Below are 17678 nucleotides of genomic sequence, written 5' to 3'. Positions count from 1 at the left end.
GAGTAAAGATATACCCTGTCAAACCTCAATCAGTGAGATGATACTCTGAATCACTCGCATCCATTTCCATTTCCGAGGAATTTGCATCAAAAACAATCATACCGGTCTTAAGACCACCGGCTTCATCCAGATCAAGCACACATGACCTGACCTTTTCAGAAATAATCGCACTGTTGCCGAAAGGATCCTCTACAATAACAGTTAAAGATCTTTGTCCCTCTATCGCTTCTTCAAGGGCTTTCTGAACTTCAAGACCACGTTTTTGCTTTTCCTCATCATCCTCACACCATTTGGTCGCTGTGATAACCACACTGAGAATCCTGTCAAGTATACCTTCAATATTGGTTATGTAGGATTCGGATATAGAACCGGGTTCAACATCAATTCCAAGCTCAGGTATCCTGATGGTGCCTGAAGTCGAACGTACTACCCTGCTATTGAGATCGTCAAGACCCTCAACCAGTAGCTCATAACGCATTGGTTCTTTCTGGGAAAGGATAAGAGTGTCAGCAAACCTGAAACTGCAACTACATGATGCGGTGATGTACATTACCTCACCAAAATAAGGAATTTCATCACCCTGCCAGCTGATAATCAGCTCTTCGTGGCAGAGTGGACATGAAGTCTTAGTAATAAATTTCTGACAGGAGTCGTTTTCGCTCAATATCTGCCACCAATTATCTTTGACCTGTCTATCTTGATACCTGTTGGAGTTACAAGAACCTGGTCTTCCTTGATACCGGCGATATCGCCATGAACATCCATTACTACTTCTTTGAGATCTTTCAAAGCACGGTCAAGTAATAACTTGTCAACCTTGATGTTTGAAATGTCTATCATTACAATGTTACCATCATAGATCTCTTTTTTGAGTGAGGTCAGCTCATTGAGGTTTGTGAGTTCTGCAACACGGATGTAAGTCTCTGCAGGCTCGTCATCCATTACTTCTTCATACTTTGTAAGATCAAGTTCAGTATACTCATCCTCAGTGGTTGAGCTTTTGCTGCTGCCACCAAACAATTTGTTAACAATATTTGCCATAATTCGCCCTCATGTATTCAAAAACACTGTTATATTAATAGCACTAATACTTAAAATGTTACCGGAATGGACTGCATATCCCGGTTATAATCAGTATTATCTGCTGCTGATATGTAGTTACTGGTAGTTACTGATAATTATATTTAATCTCATCCTATTTTAATGATTTCTTTTAGATGTCGAGATTCCATAGCTTGTCGCCTACATAATGAATGGATTTTACACCTTTTCCGGTATTTCCTTTCATCTCAACACCTGGCATCAGTGCAGTTCCAATTGCAAGAGGTTTGCTGTGTGCTTCCTCAATAATGATAACATGATCACCCTTCTGTATATTATCATCTGCAGCAACTATGCCAGGACACATAATATCAGCACCATTAACCACAAAACGAACCGCACCAGAATCCACGGTTACCACATTCTTCATCAAGCCGAGTTTCAGTACTCCTTTTACAGTCGGAAAGTAAAACTCATCAATCTGGAAAAGCAAAGGTTCACCGTCAACCAGTATGAGGGACAGATCGTCAATGTTTGCTGTTTCAAACTTGCTCTTTTCCAGTTGTTTTGAAGCATCACCGAAAACGGATTTGATATCACTTAAAAGCTGATTCTTTGCAGATTTTCTTAACTGTACCCTGGACTTTATTTTCAACCGATCACCTGTCAGATAAGATATTTGAATATGGACTATTTTCCGTTAATAAGCTTGTAATTAATTCTTTAGCAGAACCCGTAGGAATTCCACTAAATAATGCTAGATATGTTACTAAAATAAGTAATGGATGCTTTAAAAGAGTTATGCGAAACACATAAAGCATCCTGAAACAATATTCATTGACTATTCCTGATTGCTGATATTACCTGCCGATTACCTGATAATTACAACAGGAACTCCGCTGATGTCAAGAACATCCACAGCCCTTCCTGCGGAAACTACCTCTTTTTCGATTTCAACGCATTCGGGTTCAAGCTCGATAGTCTGGCCATCTACTTCAACAACAACCTTACCATTTGCAACTTCATCTGCAATCTTCTTTGGATTTGCTTCTGTAAGTGCATCGATAATTGCCTTGGCCTGTCCTCTGAATTTCGGCCCTATCATACCCATATTTGGTTTGACATTAACAGGTACATGCTCAAAGTCAGGTTCACCGTCAATCATCTCAACCGGGGAATTGGTAGCTCCAAGTACATCGGTCAGATCATCAAGACTTCCGTATATCTCTATCTTCTCAAGAGGAGCGTTCAATGCCATTCCATGCTCGGACTTGTAGCGCCTGACATTACTTGCAATTTCCTTGATGAATTCACCGGATTTCTCCACACCTTCATCGATAAGTGAATCACAAACTTCCGGCCATGCCTGAACGTGAACACTGCCCTCACCTATGCGTGAGAACATTTCCTCGGCAAAGAATGGAGCGAATGGTGCAAGCATTTTTGAAAGCGCATCAATAGCCACATACAAAGTGTACCTTGCAGCCTTCTTTCCTGCTTCATCATCACCATAGAGACGTGCCTTTACAAGCTCAATATAGTTGTCTGCAAGGACATCCCATGTGAAACCTCTTACAGCCTTGAAAGCTTCATCGAACTGGTATTTTTCCATTGACTCGGTTACTGAAGCTATGAGCCTGTTAAGGTTGCTCAGGAGCCATTTGTCAACGATCTTAAGCTCTGAGACATCAAGGTCACTATGTTCATATTCCTCCAGATGGGACATGCTGAACCTGTAAATGCTCCACATCTTTGCGAAGAACCTTGATGCTGAAACAACATCTTTCCAGCGGAACATTACATCTGAACCAGGTGAACCGCCGATTGCAGCCCACTGCCTGAAAGAGTCAGCACTATAATCTTTAATTACTTCTTCCGGCGAGATGACATTACCAAGTGACTTACTCATCTTGTGTCCGTCTTCACCAAGAACCATACCGTTAATCAGGATTGAATCCCATGGCCTCTTACCCTGGATTGCCATTGATCTGAGAATTGTATAAAATGCCCATGTCCTGATAATATCATGACCCTGTGGACGAAGCTGTGTTGGAAGCCTCATTTTGTGGTCTGTGAGCCAGCCGGAAACATGAAGTGCTGTTATTGATGAGTCCATCCATGTGTCCAGAACATCTTCTTCTGCCTCGAATTCTGTGCATCCGCATTTACAGGCTTCAGGTGGCTGCTGTGTTGTAGGGTCAATTGGCATCCACTCCTCCCTGGCAACCATTGTTTCGCCACATTCCTTACAATACCATACCGGAATAGGGGTTGCGAAAAGTCTCTGGCGGGATATACACCAGTCCCATTCCATGGTGTTGTTCCAGTTGTCAAGCCTGACCTTCATGTATTCTGGCAGCCATTCGATCTCATTAGCTGCCATTGCAATCTCTTCATTAGGGATTTTAATGAACCACTGGCGTTCGGACAGAATCTCAATAGGAGTACTACATCTCCAGCACATACCGACATTCTGGTCAAGAGATTTCTGCTCGTAAAGATAACCTTCACTCTTAAGGTCTTCAATTATTGCCTGCTTACATTCAGGAATTGTCATCCCCTTGTACTTGCCTGCAATATCAGTCATAAAGCCCTGTTTGTCAATTGCCTTACGAAGTGGAAGACCATGCTCCAGCCACCATCTGACATCCTGCTTGTCACCAAACGTACAGATCATAACAACACCTGTACCAAATGTAGGGTCTACTGCTTCATCGCCAATTACCTTTACCTCGTGGCCAAAGAGAGGGACTTTTACAGTTGAACCGATGTGTTGTTTGTAACGTTCGTCTTCAGGATTTATTACAACTGCAACACAGGCTGCAAGCAATTCCGGTCTTGTGGTTGCTATCTCAAGACCATCGAAATGCAGGAAATTGAGCTTTGTTTCCCTTGCATCATACTCAACTTCTGCAAAAGCAATTGCAGTTTCACATCTTGGACACCAGTTTACAGGGTGCTCGGACTGATAGAGACGATCCATATCGTACATCTGCCTGAAAGACCTCTGGGTCTTGGAATAGTACTCAGGTTCCATTGTCACAAACTCATTACTCCAGTCTGTGGAGAAGCCGAGGTTCAGCATTGTCTGTCTCATCTTCTCGATGTTACCAACTGTAAGCTCACGGCACATGTTCCTGAATTCCTCCCTTGGAACCTCATTCTTTGTGATGCCGTGAATCTCCTCAACCTTTACTTCAGTAGGAAGACCGTGACAGTCCCAGCCCTGTGGGAACATCACATTAAACCCGCACATGCGCTTGTATCTTGCAACAAAATCAATATAACACCAGTTAAGGGAGTTACCGATATGGAAATTTCCGGTAGGATATGGTGGTGGAGTATCGATAATGAACTGGGGTCTGGTATTATCTTTCCAGTCAAAGTGATACATGGACATATCCCATGAATCGCGCCATTTAGGCTCTATAATGTGTGGGTCATACTCTTTAGGAATTGTCATTGTGACTCTCCGGTAAATGTGATAAAATATAATTTGATTTATTTGATATCTGTATGGAATTAATCAATTCATTTAATGTATTGATTGTGTTTTTATCCTAAGTGGTGTAAGATTATTTAAATTATCTGGTTAGACAGGAAATACCGGAGCATGCTGATAAATACATTTATACAAACCGGAAGGAACATGATGATAATCTTAATTTGTTAAAAAGAGGCTGCTCTTGCACAAAGGAGTATCTTGCAGAAAACTCCGCGGACAAGAGGTCATTGGTGTACGATCGAAAGCAAACATTTCCTTGACGAATGGGTGATGATACCGTCTGGAACATATGCCCTATATTCTGCCCGGTTATGTGCAAAAGACAAGCCATCCACCGTGACGGGAATTTAGTATATCAATTTTCCGATTTTGTTTTGATAATGTGCACAATTACGCATAATAATATACAAATAATCGTTAATATCAATCCATAAACCAATACAAGCACGGTACCTCTTAATTTTGAATAAAAATAGCAGGAGACCGAAAACACTTTATAGACATCTCATCAATTTTATGCTGGGGAAGCAAAACAGTGATGAAAGGTGACATAATGTCCAGAAAAGTAGCTATTTTTGCTTTTAACGGAGAGGAGATGTGTTTCGTCCACGCACTGATGAATGCACTTGACATGAAAGACAAAGGCTATGATGTGAAACTTATCATAGAAGGTTCTGCAACGCGTCTTGTAAAGGAAGCTGAAGGTGAGAAAAAACCGTTCACAGCCCTTTATGTTAAAGCAAAGGATGCAGGACTTATTGACTGTGTATGCAGAGCATGCGCATCTAAAATGGAAAGTCTTGAAAGTGCAAAAAATCAGGAACTGCCTTTGTGTGATGAGATGTTCGGACACCCAAGCATGGCCCGATACATGAATGATGGCTACGAAATTGTCGTAGTATGAAATTCCATGTAAACATCAGAACTGTTTATAGCTATAAACAAAACAACATAAAGAACGGAGATTGTAAATGTTAAGCGAAAAGATGGTAGCGGCCCTTAATGGGCAGATAAACAAAGAAATGTATTCTGCATATCTTTACATGGATATGTCAGCCCACTGCACATACGAAGGTCTTGACGGTTTTGCCAACTGGTTCATGGTTCAGTATCAGGAAGAAATGACCCATGCAATGAAAATATACGACTATGTAAACGACCAGGGAGGAAAAGTTATACTTGAAACAATTGAAAAGCCACCTGAAAGCTTTGGAACTCCTTTAGAGATGTTTGAAGCAACGCTCAAGCACGAACAGTTCATTACAAAATCAATCTACGATCTGGTAACCCTGTCAAATGAAGAAAAGGACTATGCTACTCAGATATTCCTCCAGTGGTTTGTAACAGAACAGATTGAGGAAGAAGCAAATGACAACGAACTTATTGCAAAACTCAAGCTCATCGGTGACGATGGTAACGGCCTCTACATGCTTGACAAAGAACTTCTGACAAGGACTTTCACAGCACCGGCTGCATCAGAGGAATAAAAACAAAGTTCGTTGTAAAATTACTGTTATAAAAACACAATTATCAGATAAAATAGAGAAAAGGTGAAATAAATGGAATTTGAAGAAGCACTGAAAGGAAAGGAAGTTGAAGGTAAAGAGAAACACGTCCCTGAGATTGATATAATCAGAGGTCACGGTCATGCAAAAGCAGACTATGTACGTGTAATTGTAGGAAAGGAAGTAAAACACCCAAACACCCTTGAGCACCACATTTCATGGGTTGAACTTTACGGAATTACAAAGGACGGTAAAATGGTAGATTTTGGAAGAATGAACTTCGAACCAGTTTACACCGAGCCTACTGCTTCATTCCACGTTAACAACATTGATGACTTCAAAGCATTCTGTGCACTTGAATACTGTAACATCCACGGCCTGTGGAAGAACTGTATTGAAGTTTAAAGACTGAAGTAAAATTTCTATCATTTGTGGCATCAGTCGCCACATCTTTTTTATATGTGTTCACTCACTCCTTTCACTAAAAGCATCATGTAATCGTATGCAAATTAGCTGAAAGAAAAAGAGGGAAAAATAATGATCAGAAAATTAATGGGAAAATTCGCATTCCTTGCCATTATAGTTGGTATCATGGCAATGATCATTCTAAACTATGTAATACCCTACATGCATGCATGAAAGAAAAAAGGTTACTTAGAACTCATCGTAACCTATCTCTTCCTTGGTAAGATAACATGCAGGATCGTCTGCCCAGGTGTTACCATAGATGGCTTCCGCCCTTACACGGAAGTTTCCATTACAGACATCAAACCATTTGCAGTGTGCACATCTATCAGCATTCTCTTTTATCAGAGGCTTACGGTCTTTAAGTCCTGCCATAAGTTCATCGCTGGTGTCTCTCCAGATTTCACTGAATTTGCGTTCTCTTATGTTTCCGAAAGTATAGTGCCTCCAGAACTGGTCAGGATGTACTGAACCGTCCCATGAGATACAACCAAATCCAATTCCTGTGGAATTGCCCCTGTTCATGTTCAACAGTTCAAGAACTTCAGCAGCCCTTTCCGGATCCTCTTTCAGAAGACGCATATAGATGTATGGACCATCACAATGGTTATCTACGGTCAGAACCTCGGCTTTAAGACCTTTTGCATGAAGCTCTCTTGTCTTGTCCATAAGCAGGTCAACTGTCTTTCGGCTTTCTTCAAGACTCAGGTCTTCATTTACCATTTCAGAGCCACGGCCTGAATATACAAGGTGATAGAAACAGATTCTAGGAATGTTTTCCTTTTCCATCAGGTCAAATATTGCAGGAATGTCATGCACATTATGACGATTGATGGTAAACCTGAGTCCAACTTTGATACCTTCCTTCTGGCAGTTGTGCAGACCCTGAAGTGCCCTGTCAAAAGAGCCTTCAATACCACGGAACTTATCGTTTGTCTCCCTCATTCCATCAAGGGATATTCCCACGTAAGATAGACCAATGTCCTTGAGTTTTTTTGCCATCTCTTCTGTTATCAAGGTCCCGTTTGTTGAAATTACAGCCCTGATACCTTTTGAACGGGCATAGCCTGCAAGTTCAGGCAGATCTTTTCTCATCAGGGGTTCGCCACCAGAGAAAAGTATCACCGGACAACCGAAATCTGCAAGGTCATCTATAAGAGCCATGCCTTCTTCGGTACTCAGTTCATTTTTGTATTCCATGTCCTTTGAGTGTGCATAACAATGGACACAGCGAAGGTTGCAGCGCTGGGTGACATTCCAGACTACAACTGGCTTTTTATCCTTTGAGAACTGGAGCAAATGTGAGGGGAGTTTTTTAGAGTCACGCCCGTACCTGAGCGCGTCCGAGGGCTCCACAGTTCTGCAATAAAGTTTTGAAATTCCTATCATGATCGGACTCCGAATAAAAGATAAAAGAAGATTGTTCTATTATATGCGAAACTCCTATACCATCATCCTATATTATATCTATGGTAGGCCGACAAATATTGGAAGTTTGGGGAAGTACCGTTAAGTTAGTTTGAAATAAAGAAAAGAAAAAGCGGAAATGCTAATTAAGCAAATCCAGAACTTTTTTGAGAATTGCTTCGAATGTGAACTTACCAGGAGTTACTGAAACATTCACACCGTAACCCTCAATGGTTTTCGCGGTAGGTACACCTATGGCCGCAACTACAGAATTATTCATAATAGCCAGCACTTCATTTTTTGAAGACTGGTCCACAGCATGTTCGAAGAAATTGCGCACCATCATGGAACTTGTGAATGCGAATACATCAACTTCTCCTGCAAGCACCTTGCTTATGAACTCTGCCTGCTCATCACCATCAGGTTTTGTCAGAGTATAGACATTTGTCTCATGGATTTCAGCCCCGCAGTTCTTCAGGCCTTCTATGAGAAGTGTTGAGCCATAGAAACTTCTTGCTGTGTCAATTACCTTGCCTTTTACATCAGAACAGAGATACTCCACAAGACCTTCGGAACTATAAACTCCAGGCATCCCAAGTACATTTATACCCATATCATCCAGCGCCTTGCGAGTGGTTGGTCCAATGGCAATCACTTTTGTGGAATTAAGAGCAGAAATGAATTTTTCATGCTCTTCTTCAGGTATCTTTTCCAGTGTGAAATCTATGCCGTTAGCACTTGTAAATATCACATAATCCGATTTTCCTGCCATTACCCTTTCAACGAAACCATCGAAGAACTCGTCCTTCATGCCCTCAAGCTCGATCATTGGAACTGCAAGAGGATCAAATCCCATTGATTGTGCAAGTTCCACTGAATCTTTGAGGTAGCGCTTTGGCCTCATTATAGCAAGCACAGGTCTTTTGGATTTATCTGCCAAAGGTAACACCTTCTAATCAAAATAATTTGAGACCTGCTCGCCAAGAATATCATGCAAGGAAACAACATTACCAATGATTGTAATTGCAGGTGCCTTTACACCTCTTTCCTTTGCGACTTCTGCGATATTATCAAGGACACCAACAGTTACGCGCTGGTCAGGTCTTGTACCTCTCTCAATAAGAGCAACAGGTGTTTTTGGATCCTTGCCGAATTTCATAAGTTCACCGACATTCCTGCCAAGCATTTTTACGCCCATGAAAATGACAATTGTACCATCGAAATTTGCAAGTGTTTCCCAGTCTAGAGCTGTTTCCTCTTTTGTCGGGTCTTCGTGACCTGTGATGAAAGTCACCATTGATGCGTGGTCCCTGTGAGTCACAGGAATACCTGCGTATGCAGGAACTGCCACAGCTGATGTTATACCTGGAACAACCTCAAACTCAATTCCTTCTGCTATGAGTTCCTCGGCTTCTTCTCCTCCACGGCCAAACATATAAGGATCCCCACCTTTAAGGCGCAGCACATTCTTTCCTTCCTTGGCTTTGCGGATGATAACAGCATTGATCTCATCCTGTGTAAGTGTATGATCACCTGCATGTTTACCTGCATCGATCTTTTCAGCGCTGTCAGGAATAGAATCTATTATTGCCTTACCCGGAAGCTGATCGTATACCACAACTTCAGTCGTATCGAGTAACCTGCGTGCTTTAACTGTTAATAATTCCGGGTCACCCGGGCCTGAACCAACTAAATAGACTTTACCATATTTCTGGGCCATGTTAGTGAGATCCTCTTAATATTTATCAGAATGGTAATGAACTTACCAAGTTATAAATATGCATCGTCTTGAAAGACACAAAACAAGATAACTTTATAAATAGCCACAAAAGCAGAACCTATCAGAGAAAACAAAATCAATGTGATAAAAAGATTTGAAAACCAGGCAACAAACTATACTAAATATAAATAAGAGTGCCGTACCGTTATGATACCGCACCTTTTCCAACCCGAAAAAATTTATTTTTTGCTCAATATATAGAACAACATTTCTTTGTTTAACTTACCTTCACGCTCAAGTTTACTTACTATATTTTCATCAGACATGCCTTCTGACTTAAGCTCTTTAATCTTATCAAGCAGCGCCGGAGCGATACTATAATACTCGTTGATGTCTTTCCTGTGGCCCCAGACATCGCCTTCAATGAGCTTAATATCCTGCATTTGCATGAACATCTCGATGGACTTTGAGACAGTACGCCTGTAAGAACTCGGGATCTGGATAACTTCCACTTTAGGACAGGTCTGGACCAGTGAAAAAATATCCTTGTTCGATGGTCTGAAAGCAAGATGGATTACCTTTTCACCCGGATTCAGATGTGGTATCTCCTCTCGCGAACTTACAACTCTAATCTTCATATGTCTCCCTCACCTCCAGTTCGTTGAGAACTTATTAAAATAATGTATGTATTCACCTTTTAAATAATTACCGATTTGAAAAATAAAAAAATATGAAGGTATATTATTCAAATCTGGTTCTTACGGAATCTGCATGTGCCTGCAGACCCTCTTTTTCAGCAAGAGCTATAACAGAATCTTTTAAAGTTTCAAGTCCCTTCTTGCTAATTCTCTGGATACTTGCAGACTTCATAAAGTGCGCAAGATTAAGCCCGGAGTAAATTCTTGCATATCCCGCAGTTGGCAATACATGATTTGTACCTGATGCATAATCTCCAACAGGAACAGGCGCATAGTTACCCACAAATATGGAACCTGCATGTTCGATTCCTCCAAGGACCTCATCATCATTTTCAACCATTATTTCAAGGTGCTCAGGCCCAAATTCATTTGAGAACTCAATACACTTATCCATTGATTCCACTGTCAGAATTGCGGCATTTGCAAGAGAAGTATTCACAATCTCAGTCCTGAGGGTTTCTTCTGCCTGTTTAAGCACCTCAGTTTTTACATCCGCGGCAAGTTTCTCGGAAGTTGTTACGATAACAGATACTGCATTTGGATCGTGCTCTGCCTGGGCAATCATGTCTGAAGCTGCCATTCTGGCATTACATGTGTCATCAGCTATGATAAGCACTTCACTTGGCCCGGCTGGAAAATCAATCTCTGCCATATCCCTAACCTGCATCTTTGCAGAAGTAACAAATACATTACCGGGGCCAACTATTTTGTCAACCTTCATGACTGTTTCAGTGCCGTATGCCATACCGGCAACAGCCTGCACACCACCGATCTTATATACATGGTCTGCTCCGGCAACTTTTGCTGCCGCAAGAGTAAGAGGATTGACCTTCCCATCCTTACCGGGCGGGGTACACATAACCACATTTTTAACACCGGCAACTTTTGCGGGAACTATGGTCATCAAAGCTGTGGAAGGATATGATGCACGTCCTCCCGGTACATATGCCCCGACACTTTCAAGGGCAGTGAACTTCTGTCCGAGTTCGATTCCCGGCGAGACTTCAATGAACCATGTCTTTTGCGGCATCTGAGCCTCGTGGAACCTGCGGATGTTGCCTGCGGCGAACTCCAGATGCTTCATGAGTTCAGGATCAATACTTGCCGCAGCCTCATCAATCTCTTCTTTTGTGACCTCTATTGCATCGATATCAGCACCATCGAACTTCTTAGTATATTCACGCAGAGCTGCATCACCATTATGCTTTACATCCTGCAGGATAGCTGCAACTGTATCTTCAACATTTGCAAGATCTCCGCCACCACGTCCTATCAGTTTGCTCTTTTCTTCATCGGTAAGTTCGGATAGTTTCTTGTAAAGCATAATTATTCCTCTGCTGAGTAACTAAAATTGTATGAGATTAGTGATATTAATCAATGATATGACTATTGCCTGATGCTTATACCTGTTCATCATATATAATGCTTAGAATTTGAAGTGAATTAATCAATTATACGCTAAAAATTAATCGTCGAAAAAAAAGATCTCCTCGATTTTTGATTCGAACACCTGAGCTATGTCATATGCAAGTTTTAAAGAAGGATTATATTTTCCCTTTTCCAAAAAGACAATTGTCTCCCTTCTTACCCCTACCCTATCTGCAAGGTCTTTTTGAGTTAAATCAAACTTTGACCTTAATTCTTTAATTGTAGTTCTCAGCTTATTCACCTATCGTATTGTGTATCATTTAAAGGTTAAGAAAACATGCGATATGATAACTTATATCACCATTTTTACTGGAAACCTATTTCGTCTTTCACTTTTGAGTAGTACACTTGAAGCACAATTTTTGATAGTACCATGACAGCTAATAAAATAGCTAACACTTCAAACACATCAAATAAGGTTGGAACAAAATGCAATACTATTGTCAATAATCCAATTGATATGATTGAAAGACACAATGCAATATCCGATGACATACCAGAAATTCTTTTGACCATTTCATCTTTTTTGATATCATTTTTTAACATTACATTCCGCATAATATTACTTACAGATAATCCAATTACTACAGCAGTCATCATATTTCCTCCAATGGTATCATCATATGAATAAAGAGTAACTGCGGCAATTCCAAAAATTAAACTTAATATCCAGTACATAGTAGATTTCTTCATTATTGACCTCCCAGAACCTAAGTTTCTCACAATGCATGTTAACTATATCTAACACCTAGTATTTTAAACTGTTGAGTGTGTTAGAAATATACAACATGAAATATGCGTAAATTTAGTTCATAAAAACTTTCAATCGTCAGGTAAAAAAGGAAATAATTATTAAAAAAAATGAATTATAATGCATTAAAAAACATGAATTTTGTCGAATTGATGTTAATTAGAGTGGTGTTTTGACAGAACCATTTCAGTAAAAACTGGATTTATTTCTCAAAATCACTGAAAGTGCTCTGCTCCCTTTCCACAATTGAGCTCATTGTTTCGGATTTTATACCCTCTGCTGAACCGGATGGCCTTAATCCTGAAGCAATACCAAGCTCCTCAAAAAGTTTTCTGGCGGTCTTGGGACCTATGAGTTCAGATACAGTAGCAATATCAGAACTTTTGATGTCCTGCACCGTTTTAAGTCCGTTTTTATAGAGCTTGCGTGCACGCACGCGACCAATTCCCCTGATGCTTACAAGCTCGATAAGATCAGATGACGCTCCATAATGTATCCTTTTTTCCAGCAGGGCAACATGACTGGAGATATCTGTTGACATTTCAGGTGCAATAAGTCCTGCAAGCCTTGAAGTTGCATGCATGAGCCACTCGGCAATATCGGCAAATGCATGGACATCACCCTCCCCTACGCCGAACTTCTTCGTTATCTGATCAAGTGACTTCTCATTAATCCAGTCCTCTACCAGAAGGGCAGTTTTCACTTCAGCCATGAACCATTCATAATCAAGTTCCTTTGACCTAGGTGGAATCACTGCAAACTCATCGCTGCGAGCCATGATAATATCGTTGATTACTTCATAATCGCTGGATCTCATGTAGAGTTGCCTCATGTCCGGTGTTTTGCATATCAGATGCAAAAGAGTCATGTCTGTAATACTTTCAGCTTTAGCTTCCTTCAGTCCTTCAACAATGTAAGCACCGGAAAGCGGATCGATATAAAGTGTTGATATTAACCTTCCAAGTACTGTTGGAAGCAATGTGTCCTCGCCCTCAAGCATACCGTGATATCTAAGGAAATCCAGGCATTCATCTACAACATCCATGATTCCCCATGTATCATTCTGATGAGCAAAGAAGGTAGCTTCTATAAATTCAAGGAGACCTTCCCTTGTTGTCGCAAAACCGTTGACAATTGTTGAAAGGATGTGTGTTCTCAAAGCGTTCTCAGAACCAAGTTTTGACCAGATATCTTCTGCATCAGCGTCAATATAATTGTCAAAAAGACCTGTCATTTCATTATATGATTTAGCTATGAGAACTGATTCACCATAAGGATCGAGATGCGGCCTGCCTGCACGACCTGCCATTTGTTTGTAATCCAGAACAGGGATTGGCTGCATTCCATAATTTGGATCATAGCGCCTGTAACTTCTGATAATTACTCTTCTTGCAGGAAGATTGAGTCCTGCTGCAAGGGTTGGTGTGCTGGAAATTACCTTTATCCTGTTAGCCCTGAATCCATCTTCCACAATCCTGCGATGTGCTGAATTAAGCCCTGCATGATGAAAAGCAGTACCATTGCGGACACACTTTGCCAGTTCATTGGCAGCTTCTGTCTCACCGTTCTCTATGATTTCCTCGACAAGTTCATCAAGTGCTTTTCTTGTTGGTTTGTCCAGGGTTTCAGCCACTTTTGCACCTGACCTTTTAGCAAATGAAACACTGTTCTTTCGGCTGCTTTCAAAAACAAGACACTGACCACCTTCTTCCAGCGTATCAAGCACTACATTGACAGCCTCATCTTTTGCCCTTGATTCAATTAGTTTCTGTGAACCGTGGAAATTGATATTTCCGTTAAAATAGACACCTTCCTGAAGGCGTGTTGGTCTCCATTCACTGAGAACAAGTTTTCCTTTCAGCCAGTCTGCTATCTCATAAGCATTGCCCACGGTTGCTGAAAGAGCGATTATCTGGCAACCGGGATTGAGCTTCATGAGTTTTGTCAATGTAACTTCAAGTGTCGGACCTCTATTGGCCGAATCAAGTAAATGTACCTCGTCAACTACAATAGTAGTTATCTCCTGCATCCATGATGTTTCATTTCTCAGGAGAGAATCAGTCTTTTCAGATGTAGCAACTATAATATCATTGGAACCAAGCCACTCATCCCTTGACTCGAAATCACCTGTGGATATCCCAACCCTAACGCCTCCGTTCCCTTCTCCTTTAACCTGAACTGATGAGAATGTCCTGAAGCGATCGAACTTTTCGCTTGCAAGTGCACGCAAAGGAACAATGTAGAGAGCCTTTCCTCCGTTTGCTATTGCCTTTAGCATTGCAAGCTCGGCAAGAAGTGTCTTTCCTGAAGCTGTGGGAATCGCAGCCAGTAGATTCTTACCTTCGAGAAGTCCTTTTTCAATTGCTTCAGCCTGAGGCGGATAGAGTTCTTCAATACCTGAATCCAGATAAAAACGAATGACTTCGTCTGGCAGGTCAAGTGATTCGATCTTCATGATAACTGAGACTTAAGAGAGGGTTATATCTAATTAAAATTGCCCTGAGCATAAATTCCAAAAGGTATTTCAGTTTTTGAAATCAAAAAAGAATGCAGCAAAAATGCTGCCTATTTCAGTTATTTTCTTTCACATCTGCCACGTAGTCATAAAGCAGAGCTGCAATCACAGCACCTGCAATCGGACCGATTATGTAAATAGGGAACTGCCACCAGAAGTTTGTTCCTCCCATGAGAAACTCCGCCAGATACGGACCAAATGTACGAGCCGGATTTAGCGATGAACCAGTTATGTTTCCTACAACAATAACATCAGCTGCTACAACAAGACCAATAGCAAGTCCTGCAAAACCTGCCGGTGCCCTTTTATCCACTGCGGAACCCATTATTGTAAGCATAAGGAAGAAAGTCGCAACCGCCTCACAGAGTATCGCCTGACCATAACTCACGCCATCAAACATTGCCGTGGAACCAAGACCTGTAGCGACAGCCCTTGAACCCAGTATTGCAACAAGAGTAAAAGATGCCAGGCTTGCACCGACAAGCTGAGCCAGAATATAAGCCGGAATATCCTTTGCCGGAAAACGCCCCGTTGCCCACAATGCAATACTAACAGCCGGATTTATGTGTGTTCCTGATATATGGCCAAAAGCATATATCATGGCAATTATCGCAATGGCAAAAGAAATACCAATAGCAAACCATGCTGCAATATCAATTCCCACATTAAAAGTGTTGCCTGGTATTGACTCTGTACCGTGGATCAGCAGGACAGTTGTGACAACTGATCCCGTTCCCAAAAAGACAAGCACATATGTTCCGATCAGTTCAGCGATGGATCTCTTTAATAGACCCGGTTCTGACATAAAATCACCCGCCTGAAAACAAGATGTGCCTTAAAAAGGCACATCTGTGATCAAACTGCCTCCGTCCAGTTACAGTACTTACACTTGTAGTCAAAGTAGTTGGCTGCGCAGAACTTGCAGGTACGTGCAGGTGAATGAGGTTCTGTCTTGTGCAGGGCTATGATATTTGTCAGCATAGTAGCAGTAACAGGCTCACTTGTCAGCAGACATGGGAAATCAGCCAGCCGCATAAGGGCTGAGAACCTCACAGTTATAGCACAAGCAGGATATGTGTAACGCTGTGGATTATTTAGCACTTCGTTCTTCTCAATTGGACTCAGGTCAACAGGTATACCCTGAACTTTTCCACCCATTCCTCTTGGTTTGTGATCTATGATACGTTCACCCTTTTCGATGAGATCAATAAAGTCAACATTGTGCAGTTCGGCTGCTGCACCTCTTGTTGGGTTGTTGAGTACAAGATTATGGAACCTCTTGACAAGAAGATCCAATACCATCATTGTCGTGAAGCCATCCATCCAGAGAATCTTTGTGGTGGCAGCAGCAGCAGCATCGGTTGCAATGGTCAGAGGTGAATATTCATCTTTGAACTTACCCATTGCATTGTTCATTGTGCCATCCATGACATCAGTTACTGCATTAATAACTGCCATTACCACATCATCCTTTGTCATGTTAAACATTGACTGGGAAATATGGTGGGCAACATCACCAACTCCATATGCAGGAACAGTAACGATGTTTCCGTAGAAAACATCTGCATCCATGGCAGCCTTTACTGTTTTCTTCATTCTGTTTTTGTACTCACTCATATACTTCTTAACATCAAAAGAAGTATGTCCTGCCTCATCCATGAGCTTCGCCTGGGCAGCCATAGGTGCATCGTAGACCATCTGAAGCATCTCGATTTCCTCTTTAATGGCTTCAGTAGGAGTTTTACCATTCTCAATTGCCATCTGGAATTTTGCACCAATGCCATAAGATGTGTTCATACCCCATGATTTTGAAGAAAGGATTGCACGCTTATGGTCTACCGGAATATCGGTCTTCTCAAGAATCCTGTTTACTACGTTGCTTGTACTTCCCGGAACAAATGCAAAATCTACAACACATGTCGGGCCATAGAAACCTGCATATCTGCGAATTGATTCTTTCCCGATAAGAGCTTCTGATCTTCCGATCCTGTCAATGAATTTCTCCACAGATTCCCTGAAAGAAGGATCTTCCTCGTAAAGAATATCCAGAATTGGTGGTGTCTGATAGTGTTCAACGAACGGATCATCCTCAGGCCTTACGCTATCTGTTAAGCTGGAAAGAACTTCATAATGTGTATTTACTGAATTGACATGAAGATCAAACACTTCTTTACACTGCTTTCCCTTTGGCTTCATCTTGTTAACGGCTTCAACGTAAGGTTTAGCATCCTCAACCTTAAAGGCGGTTCCACGCTTCTTGTTAATAGTACTGACTACAGCTTTCTGTGCATTCATGGCTTCTGTGGCCATTTTATCGTATATCTCTTTCATGTTATACCCCTTACTCAATTTCTGAAAGTGACAACTATTCCTGAAAAAAGTGCATTTATAAAAAACTGAAAAAAACCAGATACTCCATACCATTTAGTAAAGCATCAGGTTAACTATTGCCCCAAACAACACTCCATTTTCAGGGTGTTTCTTCACTCCATATAATAATTGTCGGGTAATATGAAATAAATATTTCCAAACTAAAATAAACCAACTAAAAGTTTACACAATCATAAGCCATTGTAGGACAAATCAACAGTTAAACCTCATCTCAATTGAAAAATGGAAAAATACAGTCTTTTTTAAAAGTAA

The 17678-nt window shown here is 41.2% G+C and carries 17 protein-coding genes; 3 read left to right on the top strand and 14 right to left on the bottom strand.

The genetic code is table 11. The annotated features are described in order from the left end of the window. Positions 1 to 25: 25 nt before the first annotated feature. The 4 genes from V7O61_RS04335 to V7O61_RS04320 form a co-directional block, all read right to left on the bottom strand. On the bottom strand, positions 26 to 664 hold the full coding sequence (locus V7O61_RS04335; RefSeq protein WP_407282626.1) for a ZPR1 zinc finger domain-containing protein: 639 nt from the start codon (positions 662 to 664) through the stop codon (positions 26 to 28). Then, the gene (gene sepF, locus V7O61_RS04330; RefSeq protein WP_023844264.1) at positions 661 to 1041 is read right to left on the bottom strand and encodes a cell division protein SepF; all 381 of its coding nucleotides are present in this window, start codon (positions 1039 to 1041) and stop codon (positions 661 to 663) included. Before sepF ends, V7O61_RS04335 begins: the two co-directional genes overlap by 4 nt. 172 nt (positions 1042 to 1213) lie before the next feature. After that, positions 1214 to 1696, bottom strand: coding sequence for an RNA-binding protein (locus V7O61_RS04325; protein ID WP_023844265.1), 483 nt, complete (start codon positions 1694 to 1696; stop codon positions 1214 to 1216). A 216-nt stretch (positions 1697 to 1912) separates the two neighbouring features. Beyond that, positions 1913 to 4504: a valine--tRNA ligase gene (locus V7O61_RS04320; protein ID WP_288068156.1), complete on the bottom strand. Its 2592-nt coding sequence runs from the start codon at positions 4502 to 4504 to the stop codon at positions 1913 to 1915. Between the two features lie 595 nt (positions 4505 to 5099). Here V7O61_RS04320 and V7O61_RS04315 point away from each other — a divergent pair. The 3 genes from V7O61_RS04315 (at position 5100) to V7O61_RS04305 (ending at position 6456) form a co-directional block, all read left to right on the top strand. Further along, positions 5100 to 5450 (top strand): DsrE family protein, encoded by a 351-nt coding sequence (locus V7O61_RS04315; RefSeq protein ID WP_023844267.1) that lies wholly within the window; start codon positions 5100 to 5102, stop codon positions 5448 to 5450. A gap of 67 nt (positions 5451 to 5517) precedes the next feature. Further along, entirely contained in the window at positions 5518 to 6033 is a 516-nt protein-coding gene (locus V7O61_RS04310) for a ferritin (protein ID WP_288068154.1), read from the top strand. Between the two features lie 72 nt (positions 6034 to 6105). Continuing rightward, complete coding sequence (locus V7O61_RS04305; RefSeq protein WP_288068152.1) at positions 6106 to 6456, top strand: desulfoferrodoxin family protein; 351 nt, start codon at positions 6106 to 6108, stop codon at positions 6454 to 6456. A 249-nt stretch (positions 6457 to 6705) separates the two neighbouring features. Here the strand turns inward: V7O61_RS04305 and ahbC are convergent, their stop codons facing one another. The 10 genes from ahbC to V7O61_RS04255 form a co-directional block, all read right to left on the bottom strand. Continuing rightward, on the bottom strand, positions 6706 to 7905 hold the full coding sequence (ahbC, locus tag V7O61_RS04300) for a 12,18-didecarboxysiroheme deacetylase (protein ID WP_407282627.1): 1200 nt from the start codon (positions 7903 to 7905) through the stop codon (positions 6706 to 6708). A gap of 160 nt (positions 7906 to 8065) precedes the next feature. Next, positions 8066 to 8863, bottom strand: coding sequence for a uroporphyrinogen-III synthase (locus V7O61_RS04295; RefSeq protein WP_288068150.1), 798 nt, complete (start codon positions 8861 to 8863; stop codon positions 8066 to 8068). A gap of 12 nt (positions 8864 to 8875) precedes the next feature. Continuing rightward, a complete protein-coding gene (cobA, locus tag V7O61_RS04290) occupies positions 8876 to 9643 on the bottom strand; it encodes a uroporphyrinogen-III C-methyltransferase (RefSeq protein ID WP_288068148.1) in 768 nt (255 codons plus the stop codon). Positions 9644 to 9882: 239 nt separating this feature from the next. After that, a complete protein-coding gene (locus V7O61_RS04285; RefSeq protein ID WP_023844274.1) occupies positions 9883 to 10281 on the bottom strand; it encodes a DUF1699 family protein in 399 nt (132 codons plus the stop codon). A 103-nt stretch (positions 10282 to 10384) separates the two neighbouring features. Continuing rightward, positions 10385 to 11665 (bottom strand): histidinol dehydrogenase, encoded by a 1281-nt coding sequence (gene hisD / locus V7O61_RS04280; protein WP_288068146.1) that lies wholly within the window; start codon positions 11663 to 11665, stop codon positions 10385 to 10387. A gap of 141 nt (positions 11666 to 11806) precedes the next feature. Next, positions 11807 to 12001: a helix-turn-helix transcriptional regulator gene (locus V7O61_RS04275; protein WP_048135741.1), complete on the bottom strand. Its 195-nt coding sequence runs from the start codon at positions 11999 to 12001 to the stop codon at positions 11807 to 11809. A 74-nt stretch (positions 12002 to 12075) separates the two neighbouring features. Then, a complete protein-coding gene (locus V7O61_RS04270) occupies positions 12076 to 12462 on the bottom strand; it encodes a DUF2178 domain-containing protein (RefSeq protein ID WP_288068145.1) in 387 nt (128 codons plus the stop codon). 260 nt (positions 12463 to 12722) lie between these two features. Then, the gene (locus tag V7O61_RS04265; RefSeq protein ID WP_288068143.1) at positions 12723 to 14975 is read right to left on the bottom strand and encodes an ATP-dependent DNA helicase; all 2253 of its coding nucleotides are present in this window, start codon (positions 14973 to 14975) and stop codon (positions 12723 to 12725) included. Positions 14976 to 15090: 115 nt separating this feature from the next. Further along, complete coding sequence (locus V7O61_RS04260) at positions 15091 to 15840, bottom strand: MIP/aquaporin family protein (protein WP_288068141.1); 750 nt, start codon at positions 15838 to 15840, stop codon at positions 15091 to 15093. A gap of 50 nt (positions 15841 to 15890) precedes the next feature. Next, the gene (locus V7O61_RS04255) at positions 15891 to 17366 is read right to left on the bottom strand and encodes a DUF2193 domain-containing protein (protein ID WP_023844280.1); all 1476 of its coding nucleotides are present in this window, start codon (positions 17364 to 17366) and stop codon (positions 15891 to 15893) included. Positions 17367 to 17678: the final 312 nt, after the last annotated feature.

Source organism: Methanolobus sp. WCC1, from assembly GCF_045690315.1.
Lineage (GTDB): Archaea > Halobacteriota > Methanosarcinia > Methanosarcinales > Methanosarcinaceae > Methanolobus > Methanolobus tindarius.
The sequence above is the reverse complement of the archived record's forward strand: the minus strand, read 5'-3'. Positions and strand labels throughout refer to the sequence as shown.